This is a genomic window from Rhizobium sp. Root1203, from assembly GCF_001424945.1.
In the GTDB taxonomy this organism is placed as follows: domain Bacteria; phylum Pseudomonadota; class Alphaproteobacteria; order Rhizobiales; family Rhizobiaceae; genus Rhizobium.
Window position 1 is genome coordinate 922,860 of sequence record NZ_LMCW01000012.1, and the last position, 24,169, is coordinate 947,028.

At 61.0% G+C, this 24,169-nt stretch carries 20 protein-coding genes; 2 read left to right on the forward strand and 18 right to left on the reverse strand.

Going from position 1 to position 24,169, the window contains the following annotated elements; genetic code table 11:
* Positions 1–121: 121 nt before the first annotated feature.
* The 6 genes from lpxC to aqpZ form a co-directional block, all read right to left on the reverse strand.
* The gene (gene lpxC, locus ASC97_RS15225; protein ID WP_057469124.1) at positions 122–1,078 is read right to left on the reverse strand and encodes a UDP-3-O-acyl-N-acetylglucosamine deacetylase; all 957 of its coding nucleotides are present in this window, start codon (positions 1,076–1,078) and stop codon (positions 122–124) included.
* A 287-nt stretch (positions 1,079–1,365) separates the two neighbouring features.
* A complete protein-coding gene (ftsZ, locus tag ASC97_RS15230; RefSeq protein WP_057469125.1) occupies positions 1,366–3,075 on the reverse strand; it encodes a cell division protein FtsZ in 1,710 nt (569 codons plus the stop codon).
* A gap of 56 nt (positions 3,076–3,131) precedes the next feature.
* A complete protein-coding gene (ftsA, locus tag ASC97_RS15235; RefSeq protein WP_037064280.1) occupies positions 3,132–4,463 on the reverse strand; it encodes a cell division protein FtsA in 1,332 nt (443 codons plus the stop codon).
* Positions 4,460–5,392, reverse strand: coding sequence for a cell division protein FtsQ/DivIB (locus ASC97_RS15240; protein ID WP_057469126.1), 933 nt, complete (start codon positions 5,390–5,392; stop codon positions 4,460–4,462). The genes ftsA and ASC97_RS15240 overlap by 4 nt, the downstream gene beginning before the upstream one ends.
* Complete coding sequence (locus ASC97_RS15245; protein ID WP_057469127.1) at positions 5,380–6,306, reverse strand: D-alanine--D-alanine ligase; 927 nt, start codon at positions 6,304–6,306, stop codon at positions 5,380–5,382. The genes ASC97_RS15240 and ASC97_RS15245 overlap by 13 nt, the downstream gene beginning before the upstream one ends.
* Positions 6,307–6,547: 241 nt before the next feature.
* Positions 6,548–7,234 carry an aquaporin Z gene (aqpZ, locus tag ASC97_RS15250; protein ID WP_057469128.1) on the reverse strand — a complete coding sequence of 229 codons (687 nt, stop codon included), beginning with the start codon at positions 7,232–7,234 and terminating at the stop codon, positions 6,548–6,550.
* Between the two features lie 213 nt (positions 7,235–7,447).
* On the opposite strand from aqpZ, the gene ASC97_RS15255 reads away from it, so the two are divergent.
* Together ASC97_RS15255 and ASC97_RS15260 are read left to right on the forward strand one after the other, a co-directional pair.
* A complete protein-coding gene (locus tag ASC97_RS15255; protein ID WP_057469385.1) occupies positions 7,448–8,752 on the forward strand; it encodes an MFS transporter in 1,305 nt (434 codons plus the stop codon).
* A 116-nt stretch (positions 8,753–8,868) separates the two neighbouring features.
* Entirely contained in the window at positions 8,869–9,966 is a 1,098-nt protein-coding gene (locus tag ASC97_RS15260) for a metallophosphoesterase (protein ID WP_113000692.1), read from the forward strand.
* Between the two features lie 103 nt (positions 9,967–10,069).
* On the opposite strand, the gene murB is transcribed toward ASC97_RS15260, so the two are convergent.
* From murB to mraZ, 12 genes are all read right to left on the reverse strand, one after another.
* Complete coding sequence (gene murB / locus ASC97_RS15265; RefSeq protein ID WP_057469130.1) at positions 10,070–11,044, reverse strand: UDP-N-acetylmuramate dehydrogenase; 975 nt, start codon at positions 11,042–11,044, stop codon at positions 10,070–10,072.
* Positions 11,041–12,456, reverse strand: a complete 1,416-nt coding sequence (murC, locus tag ASC97_RS15270; protein WP_057469131.1) for a UDP-N-acetylmuramate--L-alanine ligase — start codon at positions 12,454–12,456, stop codon at positions 11,041–11,043. Before murC ends, murB begins: the two co-directional genes overlap by 4 nt.
* Positions 12,453–13,577, reverse strand: a complete 1,125-nt coding sequence (gene murG, locus ASC97_RS15275; protein WP_057469132.1) for an undecaprenyldiphospho-muramoylpentapeptide beta-N-acetylglucosaminyltransferase — start codon at positions 13,575–13,577, stop codon at positions 12,453–12,455. Before murG ends, murC begins: the two co-directional genes overlap by 4 nt.
* Positions 13,578–13,583: 6 nt before the next feature.
* Positions 13,584–14,738 (reverse strand): putative lipid II flippase FtsW, encoded by a 1,155-nt coding sequence (ftsW, locus tag ASC97_RS15280; protein ID WP_057469133.1) that lies wholly within the window; start codon positions 14,736–14,738, stop codon positions 13,584–13,586.
* 1 nt (position 14,739) lies between these two features.
* Positions 14,740–16,152, reverse strand: coding sequence for a UDP-N-acetylmuramoyl-L-alanine--D-glutamate ligase (murD, locus tag ASC97_RS15285; protein ID WP_057469134.1), 1,413 nt, complete (start codon positions 16,150–16,152; stop codon positions 14,740–14,742).
* 7 nt (positions 16,153–16,159) lie between these two features.
* On the reverse strand, positions 16,160–17,260 hold the full coding sequence (mraY, locus tag ASC97_RS15290; protein WP_057469135.1) for a phospho-N-acetylmuramoyl-pentapeptide-transferase: 1,101 nt from the start codon (positions 17,258–17,260) through the stop codon (positions 16,160–16,162).
* Between the two features lie 22 nt (positions 17,261–17,282).
* Complete coding sequence (locus ASC97_RS15295; RefSeq protein WP_057469136.1) at positions 17,283–18,716, reverse strand: UDP-N-acetylmuramoylalanyl-D-glutamyl-2,6-diaminopimelate--D-alanyl-D-alanine ligase; 1,434 nt, start codon at positions 18,714–18,716, stop codon at positions 17,283–17,285.
* Positions 18,713–20,173 carry a UDP-N-acetylmuramoyl-L-alanyl-D-glutamate--2,6-diaminopimelate ligase gene (locus ASC97_RS15300; RefSeq protein ID WP_057469386.1) on the reverse strand — a complete coding sequence of 487 codons (1,461 nt, stop codon included), beginning with the start codon at positions 20,171–20,173 and terminating at the stop codon, positions 18,713–18,715. The genes ASC97_RS15295 and ASC97_RS15300 overlap by 4 nt, the downstream gene beginning before the upstream one ends.
* Positions 20,174–20,240: 67 nt before the next feature.
* Positions 20,241–21,992 carry a peptidoglycan D,D-transpeptidase FtsI family protein gene (locus ASC97_RS15305; RefSeq protein ID WP_057469137.1) on the reverse strand — a complete coding sequence of 584 codons (1,752 nt, stop codon included), beginning with the start codon at positions 21,990–21,992 and terminating at the stop codon, positions 20,241–20,243.
* A 2-nt stretch (positions 21,993–21,994) separates the two neighbouring features.
* Positions 21,995–22,405 carry a cell division protein FtsL gene (gene ftsL / locus ASC97_RS15310; RefSeq protein WP_057469138.1) on the reverse strand — a complete coding sequence of 137 codons (411 nt, stop codon included), beginning with the start codon at positions 22,403–22,405 and terminating at the stop codon, positions 21,995–21,997.
* A gap of 1 nt (position 22,406) precedes the next feature.
* Positions 22,407–23,432 (reverse strand): 16S rRNA (cytosine(1402)-N(4))-methyltransferase RsmH, encoded by a 1,026-nt coding sequence (gene rsmH, locus ASC97_RS15315; RefSeq protein WP_057469139.1) that lies wholly within the window; start codon positions 23,430–23,432, stop codon positions 22,407–22,409.
* A gap of 14 nt (positions 23,433–23,446) precedes the next feature.
* Complete coding sequence (gene mraZ, locus ASC97_RS15320) at positions 23,447–23,887, reverse strand: division/cell wall cluster transcriptional repressor MraZ (RefSeq protein WP_057469387.1); 441 nt, start codon at positions 23,885–23,887, stop codon at positions 23,447–23,449.
* Between the last annotated feature and the right edge of the window lie 282 nt (positions 23,888–24,169).

Genomic DNA, 24,169 nt, shown 5'->3' on the forward strand with positions numbered 1-24,169 from the left:
ACGCATCCGGCGCCGCTAAACACCTGCAGCAAAAGATCTATCGGGAATCGAAGTGGAGAATTCCGCATAAAGAAACCGCCTCCCGAGAGAGGCGGCCCTGGCCTAAAGAAAGCGATGGAGGTCAAGCCGACCAGGGAGCAAATTCTGGAGCATTCACGCGAATGAAATCACGTGGTGCAACACGCGGGCGCGGCGCGGACGTCTCGACGACTTCATAGGCCGTCGGATCGCTGAGCAACGCCTTAAGGGCATTGGCATTCATTTTGTGGCCACCGCGATAGGACCGGTAGCAGCCGATAAAGGGAACGCCTGCAAGTGCCAGGTCGCCGACGGCGTCGAGCGTCTTGTGGCGGACGAACTCATCCTTGGCGTAACGCAGGCCCTCGACGTTGATAACCGTATTGTCGTCGGAGATGACAACGGAATTCTCAAGCGAAGAGCCGAGTGCATGCCCCGAGGCCCAGAGACGCTCGACATCGCGCATGAAGCCGAAGGTCCGCGCCCGCGACAATTCCGCCTTGAACGTAGCAGCCGTCATGTCGCCTTCCCACTTCTGGCGGCCGATCAGCGGGCAATCGAAATCGATCTCCACTTCAAATCGCATGCCGTCATGTGGACGGAACTCGCTCCACGATCCGCCATGCTCGATGCGAACCGGCTTGGTGATGCGGATGTAGCGACGCTTGACTCCGAGCGACACGAGGCCAACGTGCTCGATCGCCTCGATGAAGGGCATGGAGCTGCCGTCCATGATCGGCATTTCGGCACCGTGAACTTCGATCAGCACATTGTCGAGGCCGAGCGCATAGACCGCCGCCATGACATGTTCGATCGTTGCGACGGAGCGCGCCGGAGAAAAGCCGAGAACCGTGCAGAGATCGGTATTGCCGACCTGGGAGGAAACAGCGCGAAGTTCGGTAACGTCGCCGTTTTCGTGAATGCGATTGAATACAACGCCGGTGTCGGCTTCAGCCGGGTTGAAGGTGATCGAAACGTCGGCACCCGAATGGACGCCGGTCCCCGAAAGGCTGACCGGACGCGATACCGTCGTCTGAAAACCCAACATGCCAATAACCATAAATTCTGCCTTTATTATCCTCGGCGACCGCAGCGACCTATATTGTCGAACGTACCAGCCGAGGCTTATTTCACTCCGTCCAAGTCCTGCCATGAAGCACGCGAAGACGGTTCCTTGAGCCAATACATACGTGCGCCCACGCTGCAATCCAAATCACTGTTTCTTTCGCTTTGTTACGAAATCATGACTTTGAAATCGCTGCGCAATCAGGCTCGAATTTGATGGCCTGAAACAACAAAGCCCGGGAGCGAACTCCCGGGCTTGAACGTGGCGATTCTGTGTTTGCCTCAGTTCGACTGGCGGCGAAGGAACGCCGGGATCTCGAGCTGGTCGTCTTCCTGCATCATCCGCGCCTGCGGTACGCTGCGGCCCTGATCGTCGAGGTTTCCGCGGCGCGGCGCATAAAGGCTTGCCTCCGGGGAAAGCGGACGGCGCTGCTGAGAGGCGGCGGCGGGAGCTGACGTCATCTCCGGAACAACCTCCTCCTCGCGGCGACCGAGCGAATTGGTGATTCGCTTCAGAAGGCCCATCGGGCCACGCTCCTCGTGGGCGTGCGATGCGGGTGTCGGCTGCGAACGATGATCGATCTCGGCCTGGACGACGGGCGGGAAGTCTTCGACCTTCGGCATCCGAACCGGCTGCTGCTGCATGACGGGCGCAGGCTGCTGCATAACCGGCGCAGGAGCAGGCTGGCTGACGATAGGTGCCTGCACGGGCGCTTGCTGGACCGGAGCCGGACGAATGATCGGCGCTGCTTCGGGCGTTGCAAAGATCTTGCTCTGCGGGCGGAAGGTTTCCTGCTGGACCGGCTGCTGAACTGGAGCCGGTGCGCGGGGAGCGTGGATTTCGAGTTCGCGTTCCATCTCGGCTTCAGCCATGCGGATGGTCTGCGCGATCGAATCGACGGTCTTCGGTGCCTGCTGCATCATGGGTGCAGGCTGAACTGCGGCCGGCGCCGGAGCAACGGCCGCGGAAGGACGGATAATCGGCTTCTGAACCTGCTGGAAGTTCTTGCCGGCAGCCTCGTTCATCGCTCGGTCGATACCGGTTGCGACGACGGAGACGCGGATGATGCCTTCAAGCGATTCGTCGAACGTCGCGCCGAGGATGATGTTCGCATCCGGATCGACTTCTTCGCGAATGCGGGTCGCCGCTTCGTCGACTTCGAACAGGGTGAGATCGCGACCGCCGGTGATGGAGATCAGGAGGCCCTGAGCACCCTTCATCGAGGTCTCGTCGAGCAGCGGGTTGGCGATGGCAGCTTCAGCAGCCTGCATCGCGCGGCCCTGGCCGGATGCCTCGCCGGTGCCCATCATTGCGCGGCCCATTTCGCGCATGACCGAGCGGACGTCGGCGAAGTCGAGGTTGATGAGACCTTCCTTCACCATCAGGTCGGTGATGCAGGCGACGCCCGAGTAGAGAACCTGGTCAGCCATCGCAAACGCGTCGGCAAAGGTCGTCTTGTCGTTTGCAATGCGGAAGAGGTTCTGGTTCGGAATGACGATCAGTGTGTCGACCGACTTCTGCAGTTCCTGGATACCGGATTCGGCCAGTCGCATGCGGCGTCCGCCTTCGAAGTGGAACGGCTTGGTGACGACGCCGACCGTCAGGATACCCTTGTTGCGGGCAGCCTGGGCAACCACCGGTGCAGCGCCCGTACCGGTGCCACCGCCCATGCCGGCGGTGACGAAGCACATGTGGGTACCGTTCAGGTGATCGACGATCTCGTCGATGCACTCTTCGGCGGCTGCACGACCGACTTCCGGCTGCGAACCCGCGCCAAGACCTTCCGTGACGCTCGCGCCGAGCTGGATGATGCGCTCTGCCTTCGTCATCGTCAGGGCCTGCGCATCCGTGTTGGCGACGACAAAGTCGACGCCCTGGAGGCCGGCTGAGATCATGTTGTTGACAGCGTTGCCACCGCCGCCGCCGACACCGAACACGGTGATCCGCGGCTTCAGCTCTGTGATGTCAGGCTTGTGCAGCTTGATAGTCATTGTACCCGTTCCTTCTCTTTATGGCCGCATCGCCACGCCGGCCAATTCACTCAATTTCAGAAACTTTCCTTCAGCCACTGCCCCATGCGGGCGATGCGGCTGGTATTTCCCCCAAGCGACAGGAGCAGACCGCTCTGTGACGCATGTGTTTCCATGTCCGCGACCTGCGGATAGATCATCAGGCCGACCGCCGTCGAAAAGGCGGGGCCCTTTGCCGCCGTCGGCAATCCCGAGACGCCCATCGGACGACCGATTCGAACGTTGCGGGCAAGGATGCGGCGCGCCACGTCGGCCAGACCGGTCAATTGGCTGGCACCGCCCGTCAGCACGACGCGCTTGCCGACGATCGGGCTGAAGCCAGAGCGCTGGATGCGGTCGCGAATCAATTCCATCGTTTCTTCGATGCGGGCGCTCACGATGCGCGAAACCAGCGCACGCGGCACCTGCGTCGGCAGATCGCGGTCGTCCTCGCCGATCGGCGGGATCGAGATCAGCTCGCGCTCATCGGAAGAATTCGGCATTGCCGAAGCGTGAACGACCTTCAGCCGCTCGGCGTCTTCGATGCGGGTCGAAAGGCCCCGCGCCAGGTCGGTGGTGACATGATGGCCGCCAAGGCTGACGGCATCGGTGTGCACCAGCTTGCCTTCGGCAAACACGGAGATCGTCGTCGTGCCGCCGCCCATGTCGATTGCGGCACAGCCAAGCTCGACTTCGTCGTCGACGAGCGCTGCGAGGCCTGATGCGTAGGGCGTAGCAACGATGCCTTCGACCGAAAGATGTGCACGGTTGACGCTGAGCTCGAGATTCTTCAGCGCGGTGCGTTCGGCCGTAACGACATGCATGTCGACGCCGAGGACGTCGCCGTACATCGACAGCGGATCGCGGATGCCGCGCTCACCGTCAAGCGAGAAGCCGGTCGCCAGTGAGTGGAGTACGGCGCGATCCTGGCGCAGGGACTGCTGGCAAGCGGCGGACAGAACCTTCTTGAGGTCGTTCAGCTCGACTTCCTGACCGCCGAGATCGATCGTCGCGGTGTAGATATCGCTCGCAAGACGGCCGGCTGTCAGGTTGACGATCAGGCTTTCGACCGTCAGGCCGGCCATGCGCTCGGCTGCGTCCACCGCAAGGCGGATAACGCTCTCCAGCGCATCGAGGTCCGAGATCGCGCCGGTCTTGATGCCGCGCGAACGCTGATGGCCGATGCCGATGATTTCGATGTTGTGCGTACGGCCGGGCAGAACCTGGCTTTCCTCGCGCGGCGTCAGCCGACCGATCATGCAGACCACTTTCGTCGATCCGATATCGAGTACGGAAACGACATGCGACCGCTTCGACGAAAGCGGCTTAAGACGCGGCAATCCAAAATGGGACGAACCGAACAAGCTCATATATTCTGCCCCGCCTTCTTCAAATCCTTGGTACGCTGGTCAAGAGCGAGCTGGCGTCGGGCCATCGCTTCCGGCGTCAGCTGAATGGCCGTACGGTCGGAAAGCCTGAGATCGACAGCCGCGATATCGCGATCGAGAAGATCCTGCTCCTGGTTGAACTTCGAGAGCCGCGCCAGTGCCAGGTCGACATCGTCTTCCGGCATCTTGATAACAACGCCATTGTCCATATGCAGATCCCAGCGGCGTCCGGATATCCAGACGAAGGCTTTCACGCGCGCCTTGATCGCGGGCCATTTGGCGAATTCGCCCTCCAGCGAAGCCGCCGCCACCTCGGCGCCCCGGCCGACGACCAATGGTAGCTGCGAGAATTTGTTGTCGCGAAGCGGTGCAATCACCGCCCCACCCTTCTCGACGAGCGAGAGCTCCTGTCCGTGCTGCCAGATCGCATAGGCCTGACGTTCCTGAAGCTTCACTTCGATCGCCTTCGGGTAGACCTTGCGGACTTCGACGCTCTCGACCCATGGCAACTTCGCAATCTTCTGGCGCGCCGCATCCACATCGAGAGCGACGAGGGACGTCGTGCCGTCCAGGCCGATAAGCTGCAGAATGTCGATTTCGGAGGTCTCGGAGTTGCCCGAAACTCTTACATCCTCAATCGCAAAACCGGCAGCAGCCGTCGTCGCCTGGGCAACGACTTCCGTATGACCACCAAGGGACATGCCATAGAAACCGGTAGCCGCAAAAAACGCCAAGGCGGAAACCGTACCCGTATGCGCGGGAACATGAATTCGGCCGCTGCCGAGACTGACAAGGAAGCGCACGAGGCGGCGCAGCGGGCGCGGCAATACCATCCGTCCATCGCCTTCCGCGTACGGAGGCTCGACATGATGGCTGGGGCGCCCCATCCTTTTGACCGTCACCGAGAACAAGAAGCGTCCTCCACCATCCAACGGAGAAATTCACCGAACGAGAAACCGGCATGGCCGGCCATTTCAGGCACAAGCGAGGTTGGCGTCATGCCCGGCTGGGTATTGATTTCCAACCAGATGATTTCGCCATCTTCGGAGAAGCGATCGTCGTAACGAAAGTCGGAGCGACTGACCCCACGGCAACCAATTGCTTGATGCGCCCTTAACGACAATGATTGTATTTTTTGGTAAATATTCGGTGAAATTTTCGCCGGGATGACGTGTTTTGACCCGCCGGCGACATACTTGGAATCATAATCATAGAAACTGTGGCCCTGCGGCACGATCTCGGTAACGCCAAGCACCCGATCGCCCATCACGCCGCACGTCAGCTCGCGACCGTGAACAAAGCGCTCGACCAAAACCTCGTCGCCGTAGCGCCACTCCGGCGAGCCGATGATTTGCGGCGGATGCGCCTGATCTTTCTGGACGATCACCACGCCGAAGCTGGACCCCTCGCGCACCGGCTTCACCACATAGGGCGGTGCCATCGGATGCTCGGACGGAAAGGCAAATCGATTGATCACTTGCGATTGAGCGACCGGAATGCCGGCGGCGGCGGCAACCCCCTTCGCCTTGCCCTTGTCCATCGCAAGTGCAGACGCAAGAACGCCGGAATGTGTGTAGGGAATCTCGAGATACTCGAGGATACCCTGAATGGTGCCGTCCTCGCCAAACGGGCCATGCAGCGCATTGAAAACCGCGTCGGGACGCAGGGCGGAGAGCCTTGCCGAGACGTCGCGATCGACATCGATACGCGTCACCTGAAAGCCTTCGGCCTCGAGGGCATCCGCACATGCCGCCCCGGAGGAAAGGCTGACAGGCCTCTCCGAGGAAAACCCGCCCATCAGGACAGCGACATGCTTGCGACTCATAAATACCCCCAAAAATAACTGGCAGCTTGAATTCCAATGCTTGCCCCAAGCTTGCTTCACACCGAATCCGAAGCCCTTGGCGCAGGTGTATTAGAGCAGCACTATGGTTAACGAAGCGTTTACTTTCGTTAATTTCCAGCTCACGAAGTCGCAAAACCGAACGCCCATCGGGCGGCCGTGAATACAGAAAACCCCGCACCACGGACGGTACGGGGTTTTCCTCAAGCGACTGAAACGAGCGTCAGGCTTCTTCGCCAACCGCCTTCCAGACAATGCCGCCAAGCACACCGCCGACCAGCGGAGCCAACCAGAACAGCCACAGCTGCTGCAGAGCCCAGCCGCCCACGAAAAGCGCCTGGCCCGTCGACCGGGCAGGATTGACAGAGGTGTTGGTCACGGGGATCGAGATCAGATGGATCAGCGTCAACGCCAGTCCGATGGCAATCGGCGCAAATCCCGCCGGTACCCTGCTGCTCGTGGAACCGAGAATGATGAAGATGAAGAACAGCGTCAGCACGATTTCGATGACAAGTGCGGAGACCAGCGAATAACCGCCGGGCGAATGCTCGCCATAACCATTGGCGGCGAAGCTGCCGAGTTCGAAGCCCGCCTTGCCGCTGGCGACGACATAGAGGACGCCGGCGGCGACGATCGCACCAACGACCTGCGCGACGATGTATGGAATCAAGCGGCTCGCCGGAAATTTTCCAGCGACCGCAAGACCGACCGAAACTGCCGGGTTGAAGTGGCCGCCTGAAATGCCGCCGACAGCATAAGCCATGGTTAGCACGGTCAGACCAAAAGCAAATGCGACACCGACAAAGCCGATCCCCAGCTCGGGAAATGCTGCAGCAAGTACGGCACTGCCGCATCCGCCGAACACGAGCCAGAAAGTACCAAGAAATTCTGCAATAAGACTTTTCTGCATAGTTCCCTCCTGCGCTCAACCAGAGCGTTACAGAAGATTCCGCTCATATTGATTCTGGTCAAGTAAGCAGGTCGTGTGGCCCCCATCTGTGACCGAAAGGAAGCACCCTAATTTTTGTCCGTTTATTGCGCGTTTTGCATTTGCGCCGAATTAAAATTGCGTTAAGAGCCGCATGCCTCCCAGGCACTCAATGAAATCCCGATTGGAATGAAAATGTCAGACGCGATATCCAAAGTATCGCCGACCTCCGCTTCATCGAACAGTGCGCAAGTGAATTCGCCGGCGCGTGTTCTGATCGCGAGCCTTGTCGGCACCACGATCGAATTCTTCGATTTCTATGTCTATGCAACCGCCGCGGTGCTGGTGTTCCCGACACTGTTCTTCCCGAACAGCGATCCCACCACCGCGCTGCTCGCTTCGTTCGCGACCTTCTCTATCGCCTTCTTCGCACGTCCGCTCGGCGCCGTTGTATTCGGCCACTTCGGCGACAGGATCGGCCGCAAGACCACGCTGGTGGCCGCCCTTCTGACGATGGGCATCTCGACGGTCGTCATCGGGCTGCTGCCCTCTTACAACTCTATCGGCGTCCTGGCTCCGCTGTTGCTGGCGCTGTGCCGTTTCGGCCAGGGCTTCGGCCTCGGCGGCGAATGGGGCGGCGCGGTGCTGCTCGCAACCGAGAACGCGCCGGAAGGCAAGCGTAGCTGGTACGGGATGTTCCCACAGCTCGGCGCACCCGTCGGTCTCTTCCTGTCGTCGGGCATCTTCTGGCTGCTGCTGCAGGTTATGTCCCAGGATGCGCTTTTGAGCTGGGGCTGGCGCGTCCCCTTTGTGGCATCCATTGTCCTGATCGTCATCGGTCTGTGGGTTCGCCTGTCGATCACTGAAACGCCAGCCTTTCAGAAGGCAATCGACAAGCAGGAGCGCGTTGCCGTGCCGGTCGCGGAGCTCTTCCGCAAGCACAAGCGCAGCCTTTTCCTCGGCACCTTCGTCGCACTCGCGACCTTTGTGCTGTTCTATATCGGCTCCGCCTATCTTCTGTCCTACAACGTCAAGATCCTGAAGATCCCGTTCCTGGACGCGCTCGAGATCCAGATCGTCGGCTCGGTCGCCTTCGGTATCTTCATCCCGATCGCAGGCAAGCTCGCCGAACGGTTCGGGCGTCGCGAAGTGCTGATCCTCACGACGATCCTGATCGGCGTCTTCTCCTTCTTCCTGCCCGGCCTGATGACCGGCGGCGAAGGCAGTATCGTCGTCTTTGCAATCCTCGCGATGGCGCTGATGGGCATGACCTATGGTCTGATCGGAACTGCGCTGGCGGCACCCTTCCCGACTGCAGTCCGCTACACCGGCTCTTCCATAACCTTCAACCTCGCCGGCATCTTCGGCGCCTCCCTGGCGCCCTATATCGCCACCTGGCTGCAGGCGAACTACGGCATGACGTTCGTCGGCTACTATCTCGGCATCGCCGCCGCGATCACGTTGGTGTGCATCCTGGCATCCGGTCGCGACGAAGTCTGAGGACGGCAAGTGCCAAATCAAAAGGGCCGCGACGGACAACCGTCGCGGCCCTTTTTCGTTGTTGCCTGTTAACGCACTGCCTCTATTTTTCCGCCACGATGAGACGGAGGGCCGGAATGCTCACACGACGAATGTTGCTGACCCGGGGATTGGGGGCAGGTTTTTCCCTGTCATTGCCTACGATCGCACACGCCTCAGGCATTCCCGCCGTCGATGTCACCTTCCTTGTCGTCAACGACATCCATGCATGCCGCGTTGGCGACGGGCTCAGCCCCGGCTGTCAGGCCGAGGGAAAGACCGACACGAATCTGCTGCGCCACATCCGTGCCCTGAACAGCATCCATGAAAGGAAATGGCCGGAGGAAGTCGGCGGCAGGCCCAGCGGCTTGAGCGTCGCAGGTCAGCCGGTCGCCAAGCCGCAGGGCATTATCGTATGCGGTGATGTCACCGACGATGGAGGCGGCCAGATGGCGGAATTGGCCGAGGGTTCGCAATTGCTGCAGTTCTCACACCGCTACCAGCAGGGACCGGGACCGGATCGCGTTCACTTCCCGGTCTATGTCGGCCTCGGCAATCACGATCTCGATCAGGATGGGCGACCGCCGCAGGTGGACTGGTACCGCGACGAACTGCGCGACTATGTCCAGATGAACCACAAGCCCAGCGTTTTCTTCAAGCCGGTCGTCCCCGTAGACAACTACGACGATGCCTCGGACAACTACTCCTGGAACTGGGGCGGGCTGCATCTCATCCACGCCCAGCGATATGGTGGCGATGACACCAAGGGAGCGGCAAGCGGCCTTGAATGGATCAAGCGCGATCTTGCCGCCTACGCCGCCGACGGCCGGCCGGTGGTTGTCTTCCAGCACTACGGATGGGACAAATTCTCGCTGGAGCGCTGGGATCCGCAGCAGAAAGCCTTTACCGACAAAGGCAGCGGCGCGCCTCACTGGTGGGGTGAATCAGAACGTCAGGAACTGCTCGCAACCCTTTGGCGCTACAACGTAATCGGCATCTTTCACGGCCATGAGCACGACGCGCCGATGGCTTACAGGGTCGGCGACATCGACGTATTCAAGGCCAGAGCCGCGTACATGGGCGGATTCTGCCTCGTGCGTGTCACAAACGACGGGATGGATGTGGTCATAGGCGACGCGATCGACGACAACGGCGGCGTGAGCTACACGACCGCCTTCACCAAACGGCTGCGCTAGAGCGATTCCAGCAAAAGTGCGTACCGGTTTTGCTGCGCGGAATTGTGCAAAATCAAAAAAGAGCGTTTTAGCGATTTGAAGTTAAGCAGAAATGCTCTTGAGTCTACTCCGTCGTCGCACCTTGAAACGGGCGGACCTCGCGTCCGGGCATGAAGATGCCAAGCCGCTTGATCTCCCATTCGAGCTTGATACCGGATTTCTCGAAGACGAGGCCGCGAACCTGCTCGCCGAGATATTCCAGATCGTAGCCGGTCGCCTGTCCGGTATTGATCATGAAGTTGCAGTGCAGCGATGACATCTGCGCGCCACCGATCACCAGCCCGCGCCCGCCCGCCTCGTCGATGAGCTTCCAGGCCGAATGTCCGTCGGGATTCTTGAAGGTCGAGCCTCCCGTCTTCTCGCGGATCGGCTGCACCGTCTCGCGATGATTGCGCACGGCATCCATGTCGGCACGGATCTTCGCGCGGTCTTCCGCAAACCCCTCAAATAGCACTGAGGTGAAAATCAGGTCGCTCGGGGCGGACGAGTGGCGATAGCCATAACCCATATCCGCATTCGAAAGCACGTGCCTGTTGCCCTTGCGGTCGACGGCATTCACCTCGATCAGGCGCTCGCGCGTCTCGGCACCATTGGCGCCGGCATTCATCCGCGCGGCACCGCCGATGCTGCCGGGAATGCCATAGTAGAAATGAAAGCCGCCGATGCCGTTGTCCATTGCCATTGCGGCGACGTGCTTGTCGGGGCAGATTGCCCCGGCCCGAATGCGGTTTTCACCGGCGAGTTCGACCGAACCGAAGCCCTTGGCCGAAAGGCGCAAAACAATACCGGGAATGCCGCCGTCGCGGACCAGGATGTTCGAACCCACACCGACGATGGTGAGCGGGACATTCTCCGGAAGCAACTTCAGGAAAGCTATGAGGTCGTCTTCGTCGTGCGGCTGGAACATCAGCTCCGCAAGGCCGCCCGCGTGGAACCACGTGACGCGATCCATCGGCGCATCCGGGGTGATCCTCCCGCGAATGTCCTTTACACCGTCGCCGAGCGACGCAAGAAGCTTTTCCCCATTCACCTGTTTCATGCAGATTTTCCCGAAAGGCCTTCCAGTTGCTTGGGCAGCGCTGCCGCCCAGTATGTGATACTCCCAGCCCCCAACAGAACCACAAAATCGCCCGGCTTTGCAATCTCGGCGACCATTTCAGGCAAAAGCTCGGGTGACGGCAGGAAACGCGCGTCACGGTGACCGCCCGATTTGATGCGGGAAACCAGCGCTTCGGAGTCTATGCCTTCGATCGGATCCTCACCGGCGGCATACACAGGCGCAAGGAAAATACTGTCTGCATCGTTGAAGCAGGCAGCGAATTCCTCGAACAAACTGGAAAGGCGCGAGTAGCGGTGCGGCTGGTGGACGGCGATCACACGGCCCTTGCAGGCCTCGCGCGCGGCCCTCAGCACCGCCTTGATCTCGACCGGGTGATGGCCGTAATCGTCGAAGATCTGGACGCCGTTCCATTCGCCGGTCAGCGTGAAGCGACGCTTGACGCCGCCGAACGAAGCCAGTCCCCTGGCGATATCCTCGCTCGACATGCCGAGACGGTTTGCAACGGCGATTGCCGCGGTCGCGTTGGAAATATTGTGGCGGCCGGGCATCGGCATCACGAGGTTGTCGAGCTTGATGACCTGCCCGGTCCGGCGGCGGCGGATCTCGACGTCGAAGATCGAACGCGGGCCGTCGATACGGACATTCATGAAGCGGACGTCGGCCTGCGGGTTTTCGCCGTAGGTAACGATCTTGCGGTCCTCGATGCGGCCAACCAGCGCCTGCACTTCCGGATGGTCGAGGCAAAGGACGCCAAAACCATAAAACGGCACATTTTCGACGAACTGGCGGAATGCGGCGCGCACCGCGTCGAAGCTGCCATAGTGATCGAGATGCTCGGGGTCGATGTTCGTGATGACGGCGACATCGGCCGGAAGCTTGAGGAAGGTACCGTCCGACTCGTCGGCTTCGACGACCATCCACTCGCCCTCGCCCATTCGGGCATTGGTGCCGTAGGCGTTGATGATGCCGCCGTTGATGACGGTTGGATCCAGGCCACCGGCTTCCAGCAGAGTCGCGACGAGCGAGGTAGTCGTCGTCTTGCCATGCGTACCGCCGATCGCGATCGCGTTGCGAAAGCGCATCAGTTCGGCCAGCATCTCGGCGCGGCGCACAACCGGAAGCAGCTTTTCGCGCGCGGCAGCCAGTTCCGGATTGCTCTTCTTGATCGCGGTCGACACCACGACGACTTCGGCGTCGCCGAGGTTTTCCGCCTTGTGCCCGACGAACACTTCGATGCCTTTGTCGCGAAGCCGCTGAACGTTGGCGCTGTCGGCCTGATCCGATCCTTGGACGCGATGGCCGAGATTGTGCAGCACCTCGGCAATGCCGCTCATGCCGATGCCGCCGATGCCGATGAAATGGACGAGGCCTATGGCCTTCGGCATTTTCATGCGCGTTTCCCCTTGAACTCTGCAATTGTACGTCGAGCCGCAATAGCCTCTACCATGTCGGCAAGCAAGTTCGCAGCGTCAGGTTTCCCGGCCTGCTTGGCGGCAGCAGCCATGCGCACAAGCTTTTCCGGGTCGTTCATCACCTTGGTCAGGATCGCCGCGATCTTCTCCGAGGAGAGTTCGGCCTGGGCAATCACCTTCGCGCCGCCGGTCGCCGCCAGGGCAGCGGCGTTCGCCGCCTGGTCATGGTCCAGCGCATGTGGATAAGGCACGAGAATCGCCGGGCGTCCGATCACGGAGATTTCCGAAACTGTGGATGCGCCGGAGCGGCAGATGACGAGATGTGCCTTGGCAAGCCGCTCTGCCATGTCGGTGAAGAACGGCGCGATATCGGCGCCCATGTCGAGCTTGGCGACACAATCGCCAACCATGTCCATATCCTCCGGGCGCACCTGCTGCGTGATGCGCAGCCGAGAGCGCAGGGCGTCGTCGAGCAGGCTGATCGCCGTTGGCATTGCCTTGGAGAAGTATTGTGCACCCTGGCTGCCGCCGAAGACGACAAGATTGAACGGTTCACCGGGATGCGACGGCGCGTAGGGCGTGTTCGCAGCCGTGATGATGGCCGGGCGAACCGGATTGCCGGTCGTCACCGTCTTGTCGGGAAAGGCACCGCCATTCTCCGGCAGGAAGCCACCGGCAATCGCCTGCACCCGGCTCGCCAGCGCCTTGTTGGCGCGCCCCATGACCGCGTTCTGTTCGTGGATCATCGCAGGCACGCCAAGTCGCGTTGCGGCAAGCAACGGCGGCACGGTCGGATACCCCCCGAAGCCCACAACGACAACCGGCTTCAACCGCGCAATAAGCTTTTTCGCGGCGCGCATACCGGTCCAGAGCGTCCACATGGCGCGACTGACCGCGACCGGATTCTTTGAAGCGATCGTCGCGGAAGGTACAACATGGATCTCGTCGGCCGGGAATTTGCCTGCATAGCGTTCTGCCCGACTGTCGGTGACGAGGTGCACGGAATAGCCGCGCTCCTTCAGCTTGTAGGCCAGGGCCTCCGCCGGAAACACATGGCCGCCGGTTCCGCCGGCGGCAAGCAGGACGATGCCTTTGCTCATAAACTCTTACTCCGCCGGCATGCCGTGCGCGACACGGAATAGACTCCGGTCCTGCGCACGTTTCTCCGGCCTGTGACGCGTCAAGGCGAGAATGAACCCGGCCGTGACGCAGATGGCCACCATCGACGAACCGCCATAGGAAATCAGCGGCAGGGTCATACCCTTGGCCGGCAGCAGCTCGAGGTTGACGCCCACGTTGATGATGGACTGTATGCCGATCTGCAGCACGAGGCCAGCAACGGCAAACCGATTGAAGTCGTTCCGCTCCTTGTAGGCATGCGAGAGCCCGCGCAGCACGAGAACGGAGAAAAGCGCGACCAGCGCCATGCAGAAGACAATACCGAATTCCTCGGCCGCGACCGAGAAGATGAAATCGGTATGCGCGTCCGGAATGATGCGCTTGACGATACCCTCGCCCGGCCCCTGGCCGAACCAGTCGCCGCGAATGATCGCTTCACGCGCGGTATCGATCTGGAAGGTGTCGCCCTCTCCGGTCATGAACTTGTCGATACGAAGGGCAACGTGCGGGAAGACGTAGTATGCGCTGACGAGGCCGCCCGCGCCGAGCGCGCCGAGAACAATGATCCACAGCCACGGCATGCCGGCCATGAAGAACATGCCGCCCCACACGGCCGTCGTCAGGATCGTCTGGCCGAGGTCCGGCTGCGCCACGAGAAGGGCGGCGACGATACCGAATAGAATGATGGCGAAAAGATTGCCCGGAATTTCCGGCTGCCGCGCATGCTCGGCAAAGAGCCAGGCGCAAACGACGACGAAGGCAGGCTTCATGAATTCCGAGGGCTGGATGGAAATGCCCGCCAGCGTGACCCAGCGCCGCGAGCCCTTGACCTCGACGCCGAAGAACAGCGCCAGCAGCATCATCGCCAGGGCGACGATCAGCAGAAGGATCGCCGTTCGTCGAACCTGCCGCGGCGTCAGGAACGAAAGTCCGATCATGACGGAGATGGAAGGGATCATGAATGCCGCATGTCGCTTGACGAAGTGGAACGGCTCCAGCCCGATGCGCTCTGCGACCGCCGGCGACGCGGCGAAGGACAGCATGAAGCCGATACCCATCAGGAAGATGAACATCGCCAAAAAAAAGCGGTCGATGGTCCAAAACCAATCGGCCAGAGGCCCACGTTCCGCACGGCTTACCATGTCATTTATCTCCTGTTGCCGAACCGATCAGCATGGTGATTCCGTCGAGCGCTGCCACATGGCTGACAAATGCATCGCCCCTCACTTCAAAGTTCTTGTACTGGTCGAAGCTTGCGCAGGCCGGGGACAGCAAAACGGCAGAAGGTCCGCTTTCATCCCTATCCGCATCCGCAGCCGCATGCTCGACGGCTCGTTCCAATGTCCCGGAAATCTCGTAGGCTACCGATTCGCCAAGCGTAGCAGCAAATTCGGCTGCAGCCTCCCCGATCAGGTAGGCTTTTGCGATACGGGGGAAGAACGGCGTCAGCGTCGAGATGCCTCCCGCCTTGGGCAGGCCGCCCGCAATCCAATAGATCCGCTCATAGCTCGACAATGCCGGGGCTGCCGCATCGGCATTTGTTGCCTTCGAATCGTTGACGAAGACCACGTTGCCGCGCCGGCCGACCGGCTGCATGCGATGCTTGAGACCAGGGAACGAGGCAAGGCCGGTCCGGATCTCGTCAATCGAGACGCCGACCGCAAGGCACGCGGCGGCAGCGGCAGCAGCGTTCTGCGCATTGTGGCCTCCACGCAGCGTCTGGATGCCGTCGAGATCCGCGATAGGCTGGGCCGCTCCTCCGGATGCCTCGACGAGCTTCGTCCCTTCCGCGTAGATGCCGCTGGCAAGCGGATGGCGCCGGGAAATGCGCGTGACCTTGCCGCCGGCCCGCTCGACGCGATCGGCAATCACCTCGCAATGGCTGTCGTCGACGCCGATGACTGCGACGTCGCTGCCTGCAACCAGCCGCTCCTTGATGTCGGCATAATGCTGCATCGTTCCGTGCCGATCGAGATGATCCGGCGTCAGATTGAGGAGGATGCCCGCAGAAGGGTTGAGCGTCGGCGCAAGATCGATCTGATAGGACGAGCATTCGACCACATAGAAGCGCCCTGCCTTGGGCGGCTCGAGGGTCAGCACCGCGGTACCGATATTGCCGCCCAGCTGTGTGTCGCGCCCGCTCGACTTCAGGATATGGGCAATCAGCGCCGTCGTCGTCGATTTGCCGTTGGTGCCCGTGATTGCGACGAAGGGGCAATCGGGCGCATGTGCCCGGCGCTCGCGAACGAAAAGCTCCACGTCGCCCACGATGTCCACCCCGGCCGCACGCGCCAGGTCGACCGTCCAATGGGGCTTCGGATGTGTCAGCGGGACGCCCGGCGAAAGCACGAAGAGGGACTGGACACTCCAATCGATGGTCCGCAGATCGGCAGTGTGCATCCCCTCGGCCGCCGCCTTCGTGACGCTGTCGGGATTGTCGTCCCAGGCCGTGACGTCTGCGCCGCCAAGGATCAGCGCACGCGCTGTTGCAAAGCCGGAACCGCCGAGCCCGAAGAGCGCTACCTTCTTTCCTGCAAGCGTCGTGACCGGGATCATAACAATCTCACCGCAGCTTCAGCGTCGAAAGGCCTAGCAGAGCCAGTCCGACGGCGATGATCCAAAACCGGATCACCACCTGGCTTTCGGTCCAGCCCTTCTTTTCGAAATGGTGATGGATCGGCGCCATGAGGAAGACGCGGCGACCGGTCAACTTGAAGAAGCCGACCTGGATGATGACCGACAGCGTTTCAATGACGAACAGACCGCCGATGATGGCCATGACGATCTCGTGCTTGGTGGCAACGGCGACCGTGCCGATCGTACCGCCGAGCGCCAGCGAACCGGTGTCGCCCATGAAGATAGCGGCCGGTGGCGCATTGAACCAAAGGAAGCCGAGACCAGCGCCGATGACGGCGCCCAGCACCACCGAGAGTTCGCCCGTACCCGGCACGAAATTGATCTGCAGGTAGTTCGCAAAAACCGCATTGCCGGCGAGATAGGCGATCACGCCGAACGACGCGGCCGCGATCATCACGGGCACGATCGCAAGTCCGTCGAGGCCGTCCGTCAGGTTGACCGCATTGCCGGCGCTGACGATAACGAAACCACCGAATACGACGAACAGGATGCCGAGATTGAGCATGAAGTCCTTGAAGAAGGGAAAGGCAATCGACGAACCAAACGTCGACCCGGCCGCTCCGGAGGCAAGTGCTGCGCGCATCATGAAATAGACGGCGATGCCCGCGATCAGGAACTCAATGCCGAGGCGGGCCTTGCCGGAGAAGCCCTTGTGGCTCTGTTTGCTGACCTTCAGGTAGTCGTCGTAAAAGCCGATCGCCCCGAAGCCCAGGGTCACAAGCAGCGTGGCGACGACATAAACGTTGGAGAGATCGGCCCAGAGCAGCGAGGCACCAACAATGCCGGCCAGGATCATCAGGCCGCCCATGGTCGGCGTGCCGGCCTTCTTGAAGTGCGTCTGCGGTCCATCGGCGCGGATCGGCTGACCCCTGCCCTGGCGAATGCGCAGCGAATTGATGATCATCGGCCCGAACAGGAAGACGATCAGCGCGGACGTGAACAGGGAGGCGCCCGTACGGAATGTAATGTACCTGAACAGATTCAGGAACTTCAGGTGTTCCGACAGTTCGACTAGCCAAATCAGCATTCAGGGCCCCTTGTTTACCCGGTCAAAATTCGCGTTGCGTGTCGGCAAATGGTGGGAATTTGTCAAGAAGCGCAGCGACAATCTTGCCGAAACCGATGCCCAGTGACGATTTTACCATCAGCACATCGCCGGCGCCGACCGAGTTCAATACATATTCGATGAGATCTTCCGTCTTCTCGCGGTGCTCGACACGCACGCTGTCGGGAAGCGATTCCTTGAGCGCAACCATCTCGGGACCAGCAAGCCAGACGTGTTCGATGCCAGCCGCCAAAAGCGGCCCGGCGAGGTCCGAATGAACCTTCTGCGAATAGTCGCCCATCTCAAGCATGTCGCCCAAAACCGCGATCCGGCGACCGGATCCGGTCGGCACAGCGCTTGCCAGGACGGCGATCGCCGCCCGCATGGACGATGGGTTGGCGTTGTAGCTCTCGTCGACGACGGTAAAGGTCCCGCGTTCGATCGCCAGCCTGTGGCGGCGGCCCCTTCCCTTTTCCGGCTGCAGCGTCGCAAGAGCTGCGATCGCCTGCCGCATGTCCGCCCCCACGATCTCGACGACACCGAGCGCGGCCAGCGCGTTCTCGGCGATATGGCGGCCGGGCGCACCGATAGCGACCTCCTTCGTCTCGCCGTCGATGGTGATCCACAGCGTCGAACTTTGGTCCGAACCGTTGAACTCCGCCAGACGGTACTCCGCCTTCGCATGCTGGCCGAACGAGTGGATATGCTGGATCCCGGCCGATTGCGCCGTGCGGTCCAGATAATTGAACTGGTCGTTGTCGCGGTTGAGCACGACATGCCCGCCAGACACCACGCCTTCGAAAATCTCGGCCTTCGCCGTGGCGATTTCCTTGATACTCTTGAAATTACCGAGGTGTGCCGGCGCAACGGTGGTGATGACGGCGACATGCGGCTCGATCATCTTCACCAGCGGGCGGATTTCGTCCGGGTGGTTCATCCCCACTTCGAATACACCGAAGTATGTGTCGAGCGGCATGCGGGCCAGCGTCAGCGGTACACCCCAATGATTGTTGAAGGACGCAACCGAGGCATGCACCTTGCCCGAGGGCGACAACATGCGCCTTAGCATTTCCTTGGTGGTGGTCTTTCCGACCGAACCTGTCACTGCAATGATCTGCGCGCGCGAGCGTGCCCGCGCGGCCAACGCAAGCCTGCCGAGCGCCGCCAGCACATCCTCGACCACAATCATCGGAACGGTCAGCCGTCCCATGGCGGGAAGACGCGATTCGCTGACGACGAGAAGAGCCGCACCGTTTGCCATGGCCATCGACGCAAAATCATGGCCGTCGACACGGTCGCCCTTGATCGCAAAGAAGGCTTCGCCCGGTCCGATGGAGCGGCTGTCTATGGAAATGCCGGTGATGCCGTCAGGCAGCGTCCCGAAGGGTCGCCCCGCCATCGCCGCGATCATATCTTCCGTCGTCCAGAGCCAGCTCACGATTTCAGCTCCTCCAAAGCCTTACGCAGTTCGGCGTGATCCGAAAACGGCAGGGTGACGCCCCCGATCGTCTGCCCTTCCTCGTGCCCCTTGCCGGCCACGATCAGCGTATCGCCCGATGTCAGCATTCCGACCGCCTCGCGGATCGCCTTGGAGCGATCGCCGATTTCTGAGGCGCAGCCTGCTGCCGCCATGATTTCGGCGCGGATCGATGCAGGCTCTTCGGAACGCGGATTGTCGTCGGTGACGATCACCACGTCAGCCAGCCGGCAGGCGATCTCGCCCATGATCGGCCGCTTGCCGCGGTCCCGGTCGCCACCGCAACCGAAGACCACGATCACCCGGCCGGTGGTGAAGGGTCGCACCGAATCAAGCACATTCGCGAGCGCATCCGGCTTGTGCGCATAGTCGACATAAGCCAGCGCGCCATCCTTGGTATGACCGACGAGTTCCAGGCGACCTGACGCACCTTGCAGCTTCTCCAGAGCTGCCATGGCAACTTTGGCCGGAATCCCGGTCGACATGGCAAGCCCGGCCGCAACCAGGGCGTTGGCTACCTGGAAGTCACCCGCAAGCGGGATATCGACCTCGAAGATCTCGCCACCAGCATGGATTTCGGCAACCTGCTTGTGCCGGAAGTGCTCGACACGCTTCAAGGTCAGATATTCGCCCTTGCGCCCGACCGTACGGACGTCCTGGCCCGCATCGTGTGCTGCCTCGATCGCCTGATCCGACCATGGGTCGTCCGCGAAAATCACGGCAGGCGATCCCTTCGGCAGCAGCGTATCGAAAAGCCGCATCTTTGCGGCCATGTAGCTTTCGATGGTCGGATGATAGTCCATGTGGTCGCGGCCGAGATTGGTGAAGGCCGCCGCCGCGAGCTTGACGCCATCGAGCCGGCACTGGTCGAGGCCGTGGCTCGAGGCCTCCATCGAGGCATGCGTGACACCCTCGTCCGCCAGCTCCGCCAGCAGCGCGTGCAGGGAAACGGGATCCGGCGTGGTCAGGGAACCGTATTCGTTGCGCGTCGGCGAAACGACACCGGTCGTGCCGATCATCGCAGCCGGATGGCCGGCATGTGCCCAAATCTGCCGGGTGAAGGAGGCGACGGATGTTTTGCCGGCCGTACCGGTAACGGCCACCATCGTCTCGGGCTGCTTGCCATAGAGGCGCGAGGCGACGATCGACAGAAAACGGCGCGGCTCGTTCACCACAAGGACGGGAATGGAAGCATTGACAGCATGCGAGACGATGGCAACGACGGCACCCTTTGCAGCAGCGTCAGACACGAAACCGGCACCATCTGCCTTTGTGCCGGCGACGGCCACGAACGCCATGCCGGGCGCAATCTTTCTGCTGTCGGAAGAGAGGCCGGAAATCTCCAGCCCGCCTTCCGGCCCATCCAGCTGTACCTTGAGTTCCGGAAACGCATTTCCGGCGATGTCTCGCAATTTCATCGAACGCATATTTCTCTCTCGAGCCGCCGCGCCCCCATGGCGAATCGGCTTCGACATTCATTCAGACTCAATAAGACACCAACATGGCCGATCCGTCGTCACCGAACTTAGGTTCCACACCGAGGATTGGCGCCGCACGGGCGATGATGTTCTTGACCATCGGAGCTGCAGTGTAGGCCGCGATGTTCTGGCCCTTCTCACCGTTGTGCGGCTCGTCACAGAATGTCAGCACGACATATTTCGGATCGTCAATCGGAAATGCCGCGAGAAAGGCGTTGAAGTTCAGGTTCGTTGCATAGCGACCGTTGACGACCTTGTCGGCGGTGCCGGTCTTGCCTCCGACGTTGAACCCGGGCACATCAGCATTGCGGCCGGAACCCTTGATACCGTTCAGCTTGAACAGGTAGCGCACATCGTCGCTCGTGGTCTTCTTGACGACCAGCTCGGCGACATCGTCGGCTTGCGCGCGCGAACGCGGCAGGAAAGTCGGCTCGATGAGCTTGCCGCCGTTGACGAGTGCGGCACCCGCAACCGCCGTCTGCAGAGGCGTGGTGGACACGCCGTGGCCGAAAGAGATGGTCACCGAGTTGATCTTCTTCCAGACTTTCGGCTGGCTTGGCATTTTCACTTCGGGAAGCTCTGTCTGCATCTTCGTCAGCAGGCCCAGCTTGGTCAGGTAATCCTTCTGCGCCTCCATGCCAACGATATCGATGATGCGGGCCGTGCCGACGTTTGAAGAATACTGGAACACTTCCGGCAGCGTCAGCCAGCGGCGCTGGCCGTGGAAATCGTGGATGGTGAAGCCACCGATACGGATGGGCTGGGTCGCGTCGAAGCTATCGGTCAGCTTGACCTTGCCGGTATCGAGCGCCATTGCCAGCGAGAACGTCTTGAAGGTCGAGCCCATCTCGAACGTTCCGTTCGACATGCGGTTCAGCCAGCCTTCCTTGGCGCCTTCCAGCGGATTGTTCGGATCGAAATCAGGTGCCGACGCCATCGCCAGCACCTCGCCGGTATGGATGTCCAGGACGACCGCACCGGCGCCCTTGGCTTCGTAATTCGTCACCGCATTGGCCACGACATCGCGGACGATATTCTGGACGCGTATATCGATCGACAGGCGCACCGGCTCCAGCGGCTGGTCGCTGGTCATGCCGACCGAGGCCAGATCTGCGAGCCCCTGGTCGTCGATGTACTTCTCCATGCCGGCCACACCGCGATTGTCGATATTGACGTAGCCGAGAATGTGCGCTGCGGTCGCGCCGCCAGGATAGAAACGGCGCTTCTCGGGCCGGAAGCCAATGCCGGGAATACCCAGCGCCAGGATCTGGCTCTGTTGCTTCGGCGTCAACTGGCGGCGGAGCCAGGCAAAATGGGAGGTCCGGTTGGCGAGCTTCTTGTAGGTGCCCTTCATGTCGAGGTCGGGAAGAACGGTCGTCAGCTTCTCCACGGCTTCGTCAGCATCGACGACCTTGTTCGGCTCGGCAAAGAGAGAAACGGTGCGGATATCCGTTGCCAGCACTTCGCCGTTCCGGTCGAGAATGTCGGGACGCGACGCCATCAGCCGGTCCGGCGGCAGAATACTCGACACGACATCCGGATCGCGGACCGCATATTCGACGAGACGGCCACCGATAACGCAGTAGACGCCGAGGAACGCGACGATCAGAAGCCCGACGCGGCTCTTGGCCTGGCCTGACCGCTTCTTTCGCGATCCCGGTATGGGCGTATTGCCGGACGGACCGCCGAAACGATTGTACACGCCGGCGGAAAAATGCGCCTGGCTCTTCGAAACCATGATGCGTGAAAGAAAGGACATCTCTACTCCACAGATCCGGTTGCCATGTCGTCTTCGTCAGCCGCGGGCGCCACTGGTGCGGCCTTCGGCTTTGTCTTCGCGCCGCTCCCCGCCTTCGCCTCGGTGATATCGGGCACGGGAACCTGCGACTTCAACATCGGAAGTTCCCTTGCATGAACAAGCGAGGTCGATGGCGTCGGCTGCAATTGAAGCTCGCCATTGTAATTGTTGACCAGCCGCTCGAGACGGTTGGGCTGCGACTGCAACGCCCAGTCCGCCTTCAACAGGTCGATCGTATCTTTTTCCAGCTTGATCTCGGCTTCGAGGCGGTGAACCTCTTCCAGCTTCAACTCGGCGCGATGCTTGATCGTGTAGGTGACGGCCGCAGCCGCAGTCATGACACCCACAAGCACGAGGTCGAAGGTTCTCAGCATATCAGGCTCCGAGCTTTCCGAGACTTGCAAGATTGGGTAGCCCGAAGATCGACAGATCCGCGGGCTCGGCGGGAGCGTGAGTTCTCAGGCCGGCGCGCAGCTTCGCCGACCGCGCCCGCGGATTCGCCTCGGCTTCAGCTTCGCTCGCGGAAACCATCGGCTTGCCGAGCCGCTCGAATGTCGCGGCACGCTCATGCGCAACCGGCAGGTGGCGCGATCCGACAGCCTTGCCCGCGCGATCGGAAAAGAACGTCTTGACGATCCGATCCTCGAGGGAATGAAAGGTTACGACGACCAGCCGACCGCCCGGCTTCAGCGCGCGCTCGGCTGCAAACAGAGCCTGCGCCAGCTCGCCGAGCTCGTCATTGACGAAAATGCGCAGGGCCTGGAACACCCGGGTCGCAGGATGGATCTTGTCCTTCATCTTGCGCGGCGTCACGATCTCGATCAGTCCGGCAAGGTCGCGCGTGGTCTCGAAGGGCTTTTCGGCGCGGCGCTTTTCAATTGCATGCGCGATCCGCGGCGCTTGGCTTTCTTCACCCAGATAGTGAAAGATCCGGATAAGTTCGGCAACCTTGGCGCGATTGACGACGTCGGCGGCGGAAACGCCCGCGGCGGACATGCGCATATCGAGCGGACCGTTCTTCTGAAAGGAAAAACCGCGATCGGCCTCATCGATCTGCATCGACGAAACGCCGATGTCGAGGACGATGCCATCAAGGCTATCGGCCGGCGCATGATCCGCCAGACTGGAAAACTGGGAATGGACAAGCGTCAGATGCCCACCGTGGGCAGCAACCAGCTTCTGACCCGCCTCGATCGCCGTCGGATCGCGGTCGAGCGCAATGACATCCGCACCGGCGTCGAGAATGGCCGACGTATAGCCGCCAGCGCCGAATGTACCATCAAGGATGACCTTGCCCGCAGACGGCTCAAGTGCAGCAAGAACCTCCTTGAGAAGAACCGGAATGTGGCGAACCGATCCGCCACCGGCATCCGTAGGACCTCCGCCAGGATTCGCCACCATTCCGTTCCCTCGTTCTATTCGGAACGCCTGCCCGCCAGCCTGCGCTCCCCTCGTGCCTGCAACTGAGCAGCCTGAAATGCCTGCGGCTGCCACAGCTGAAAATGGTCCGCCCGACCGACGAAGGTTACTTCGTCCAAGATTCCGGTGAAGTCGCGAATGAAATCCGTGACCATCAGCCGCCCCTCGGCATCGAGCTTCATGAAGACCCCGCCCCCGTGAATGAGGAGCGACATCTCGTTCGCGTCCGGCGAAAATGGATCTGCCGCAGCAATCTGCCGTTCGAACCTTTCGAGAAGATCCAGACCGCCGACGCTGATCGCCGGAAACACAAAGTCCTGGAAACAATACAGCTCCTGGACATTGCGCTGCGCCAGCACGGAACGAAATGCCGCCGGCACGGAGACCCTGCCCTTGGAATCGATCCTGTTGGTCGCACTTGAAAGGAAGCGGCTCATGACACGAAACATCCGCTCCCGAAAGAGCCCCGACGAAAATCAAATGCCCGGAACCCCGAAATTCAGACACAGCGTCGCAAGTCGAATGAAACAAACTCCATTCGACGCTTCCGAGAAGGAAGGCGCTCTTACTTTGCGATGAGTGGGCACCTGATTGCCCTTGCGCAGTGCATGAATGGGATAACATGGGACCATATGGGCGTCAATGGGAAACGCCCGTCTCACGATGAGCGCAGTATCGGAAATTTATAAGCTGTTAAGTTTAACAAAGAGTTAGCACTG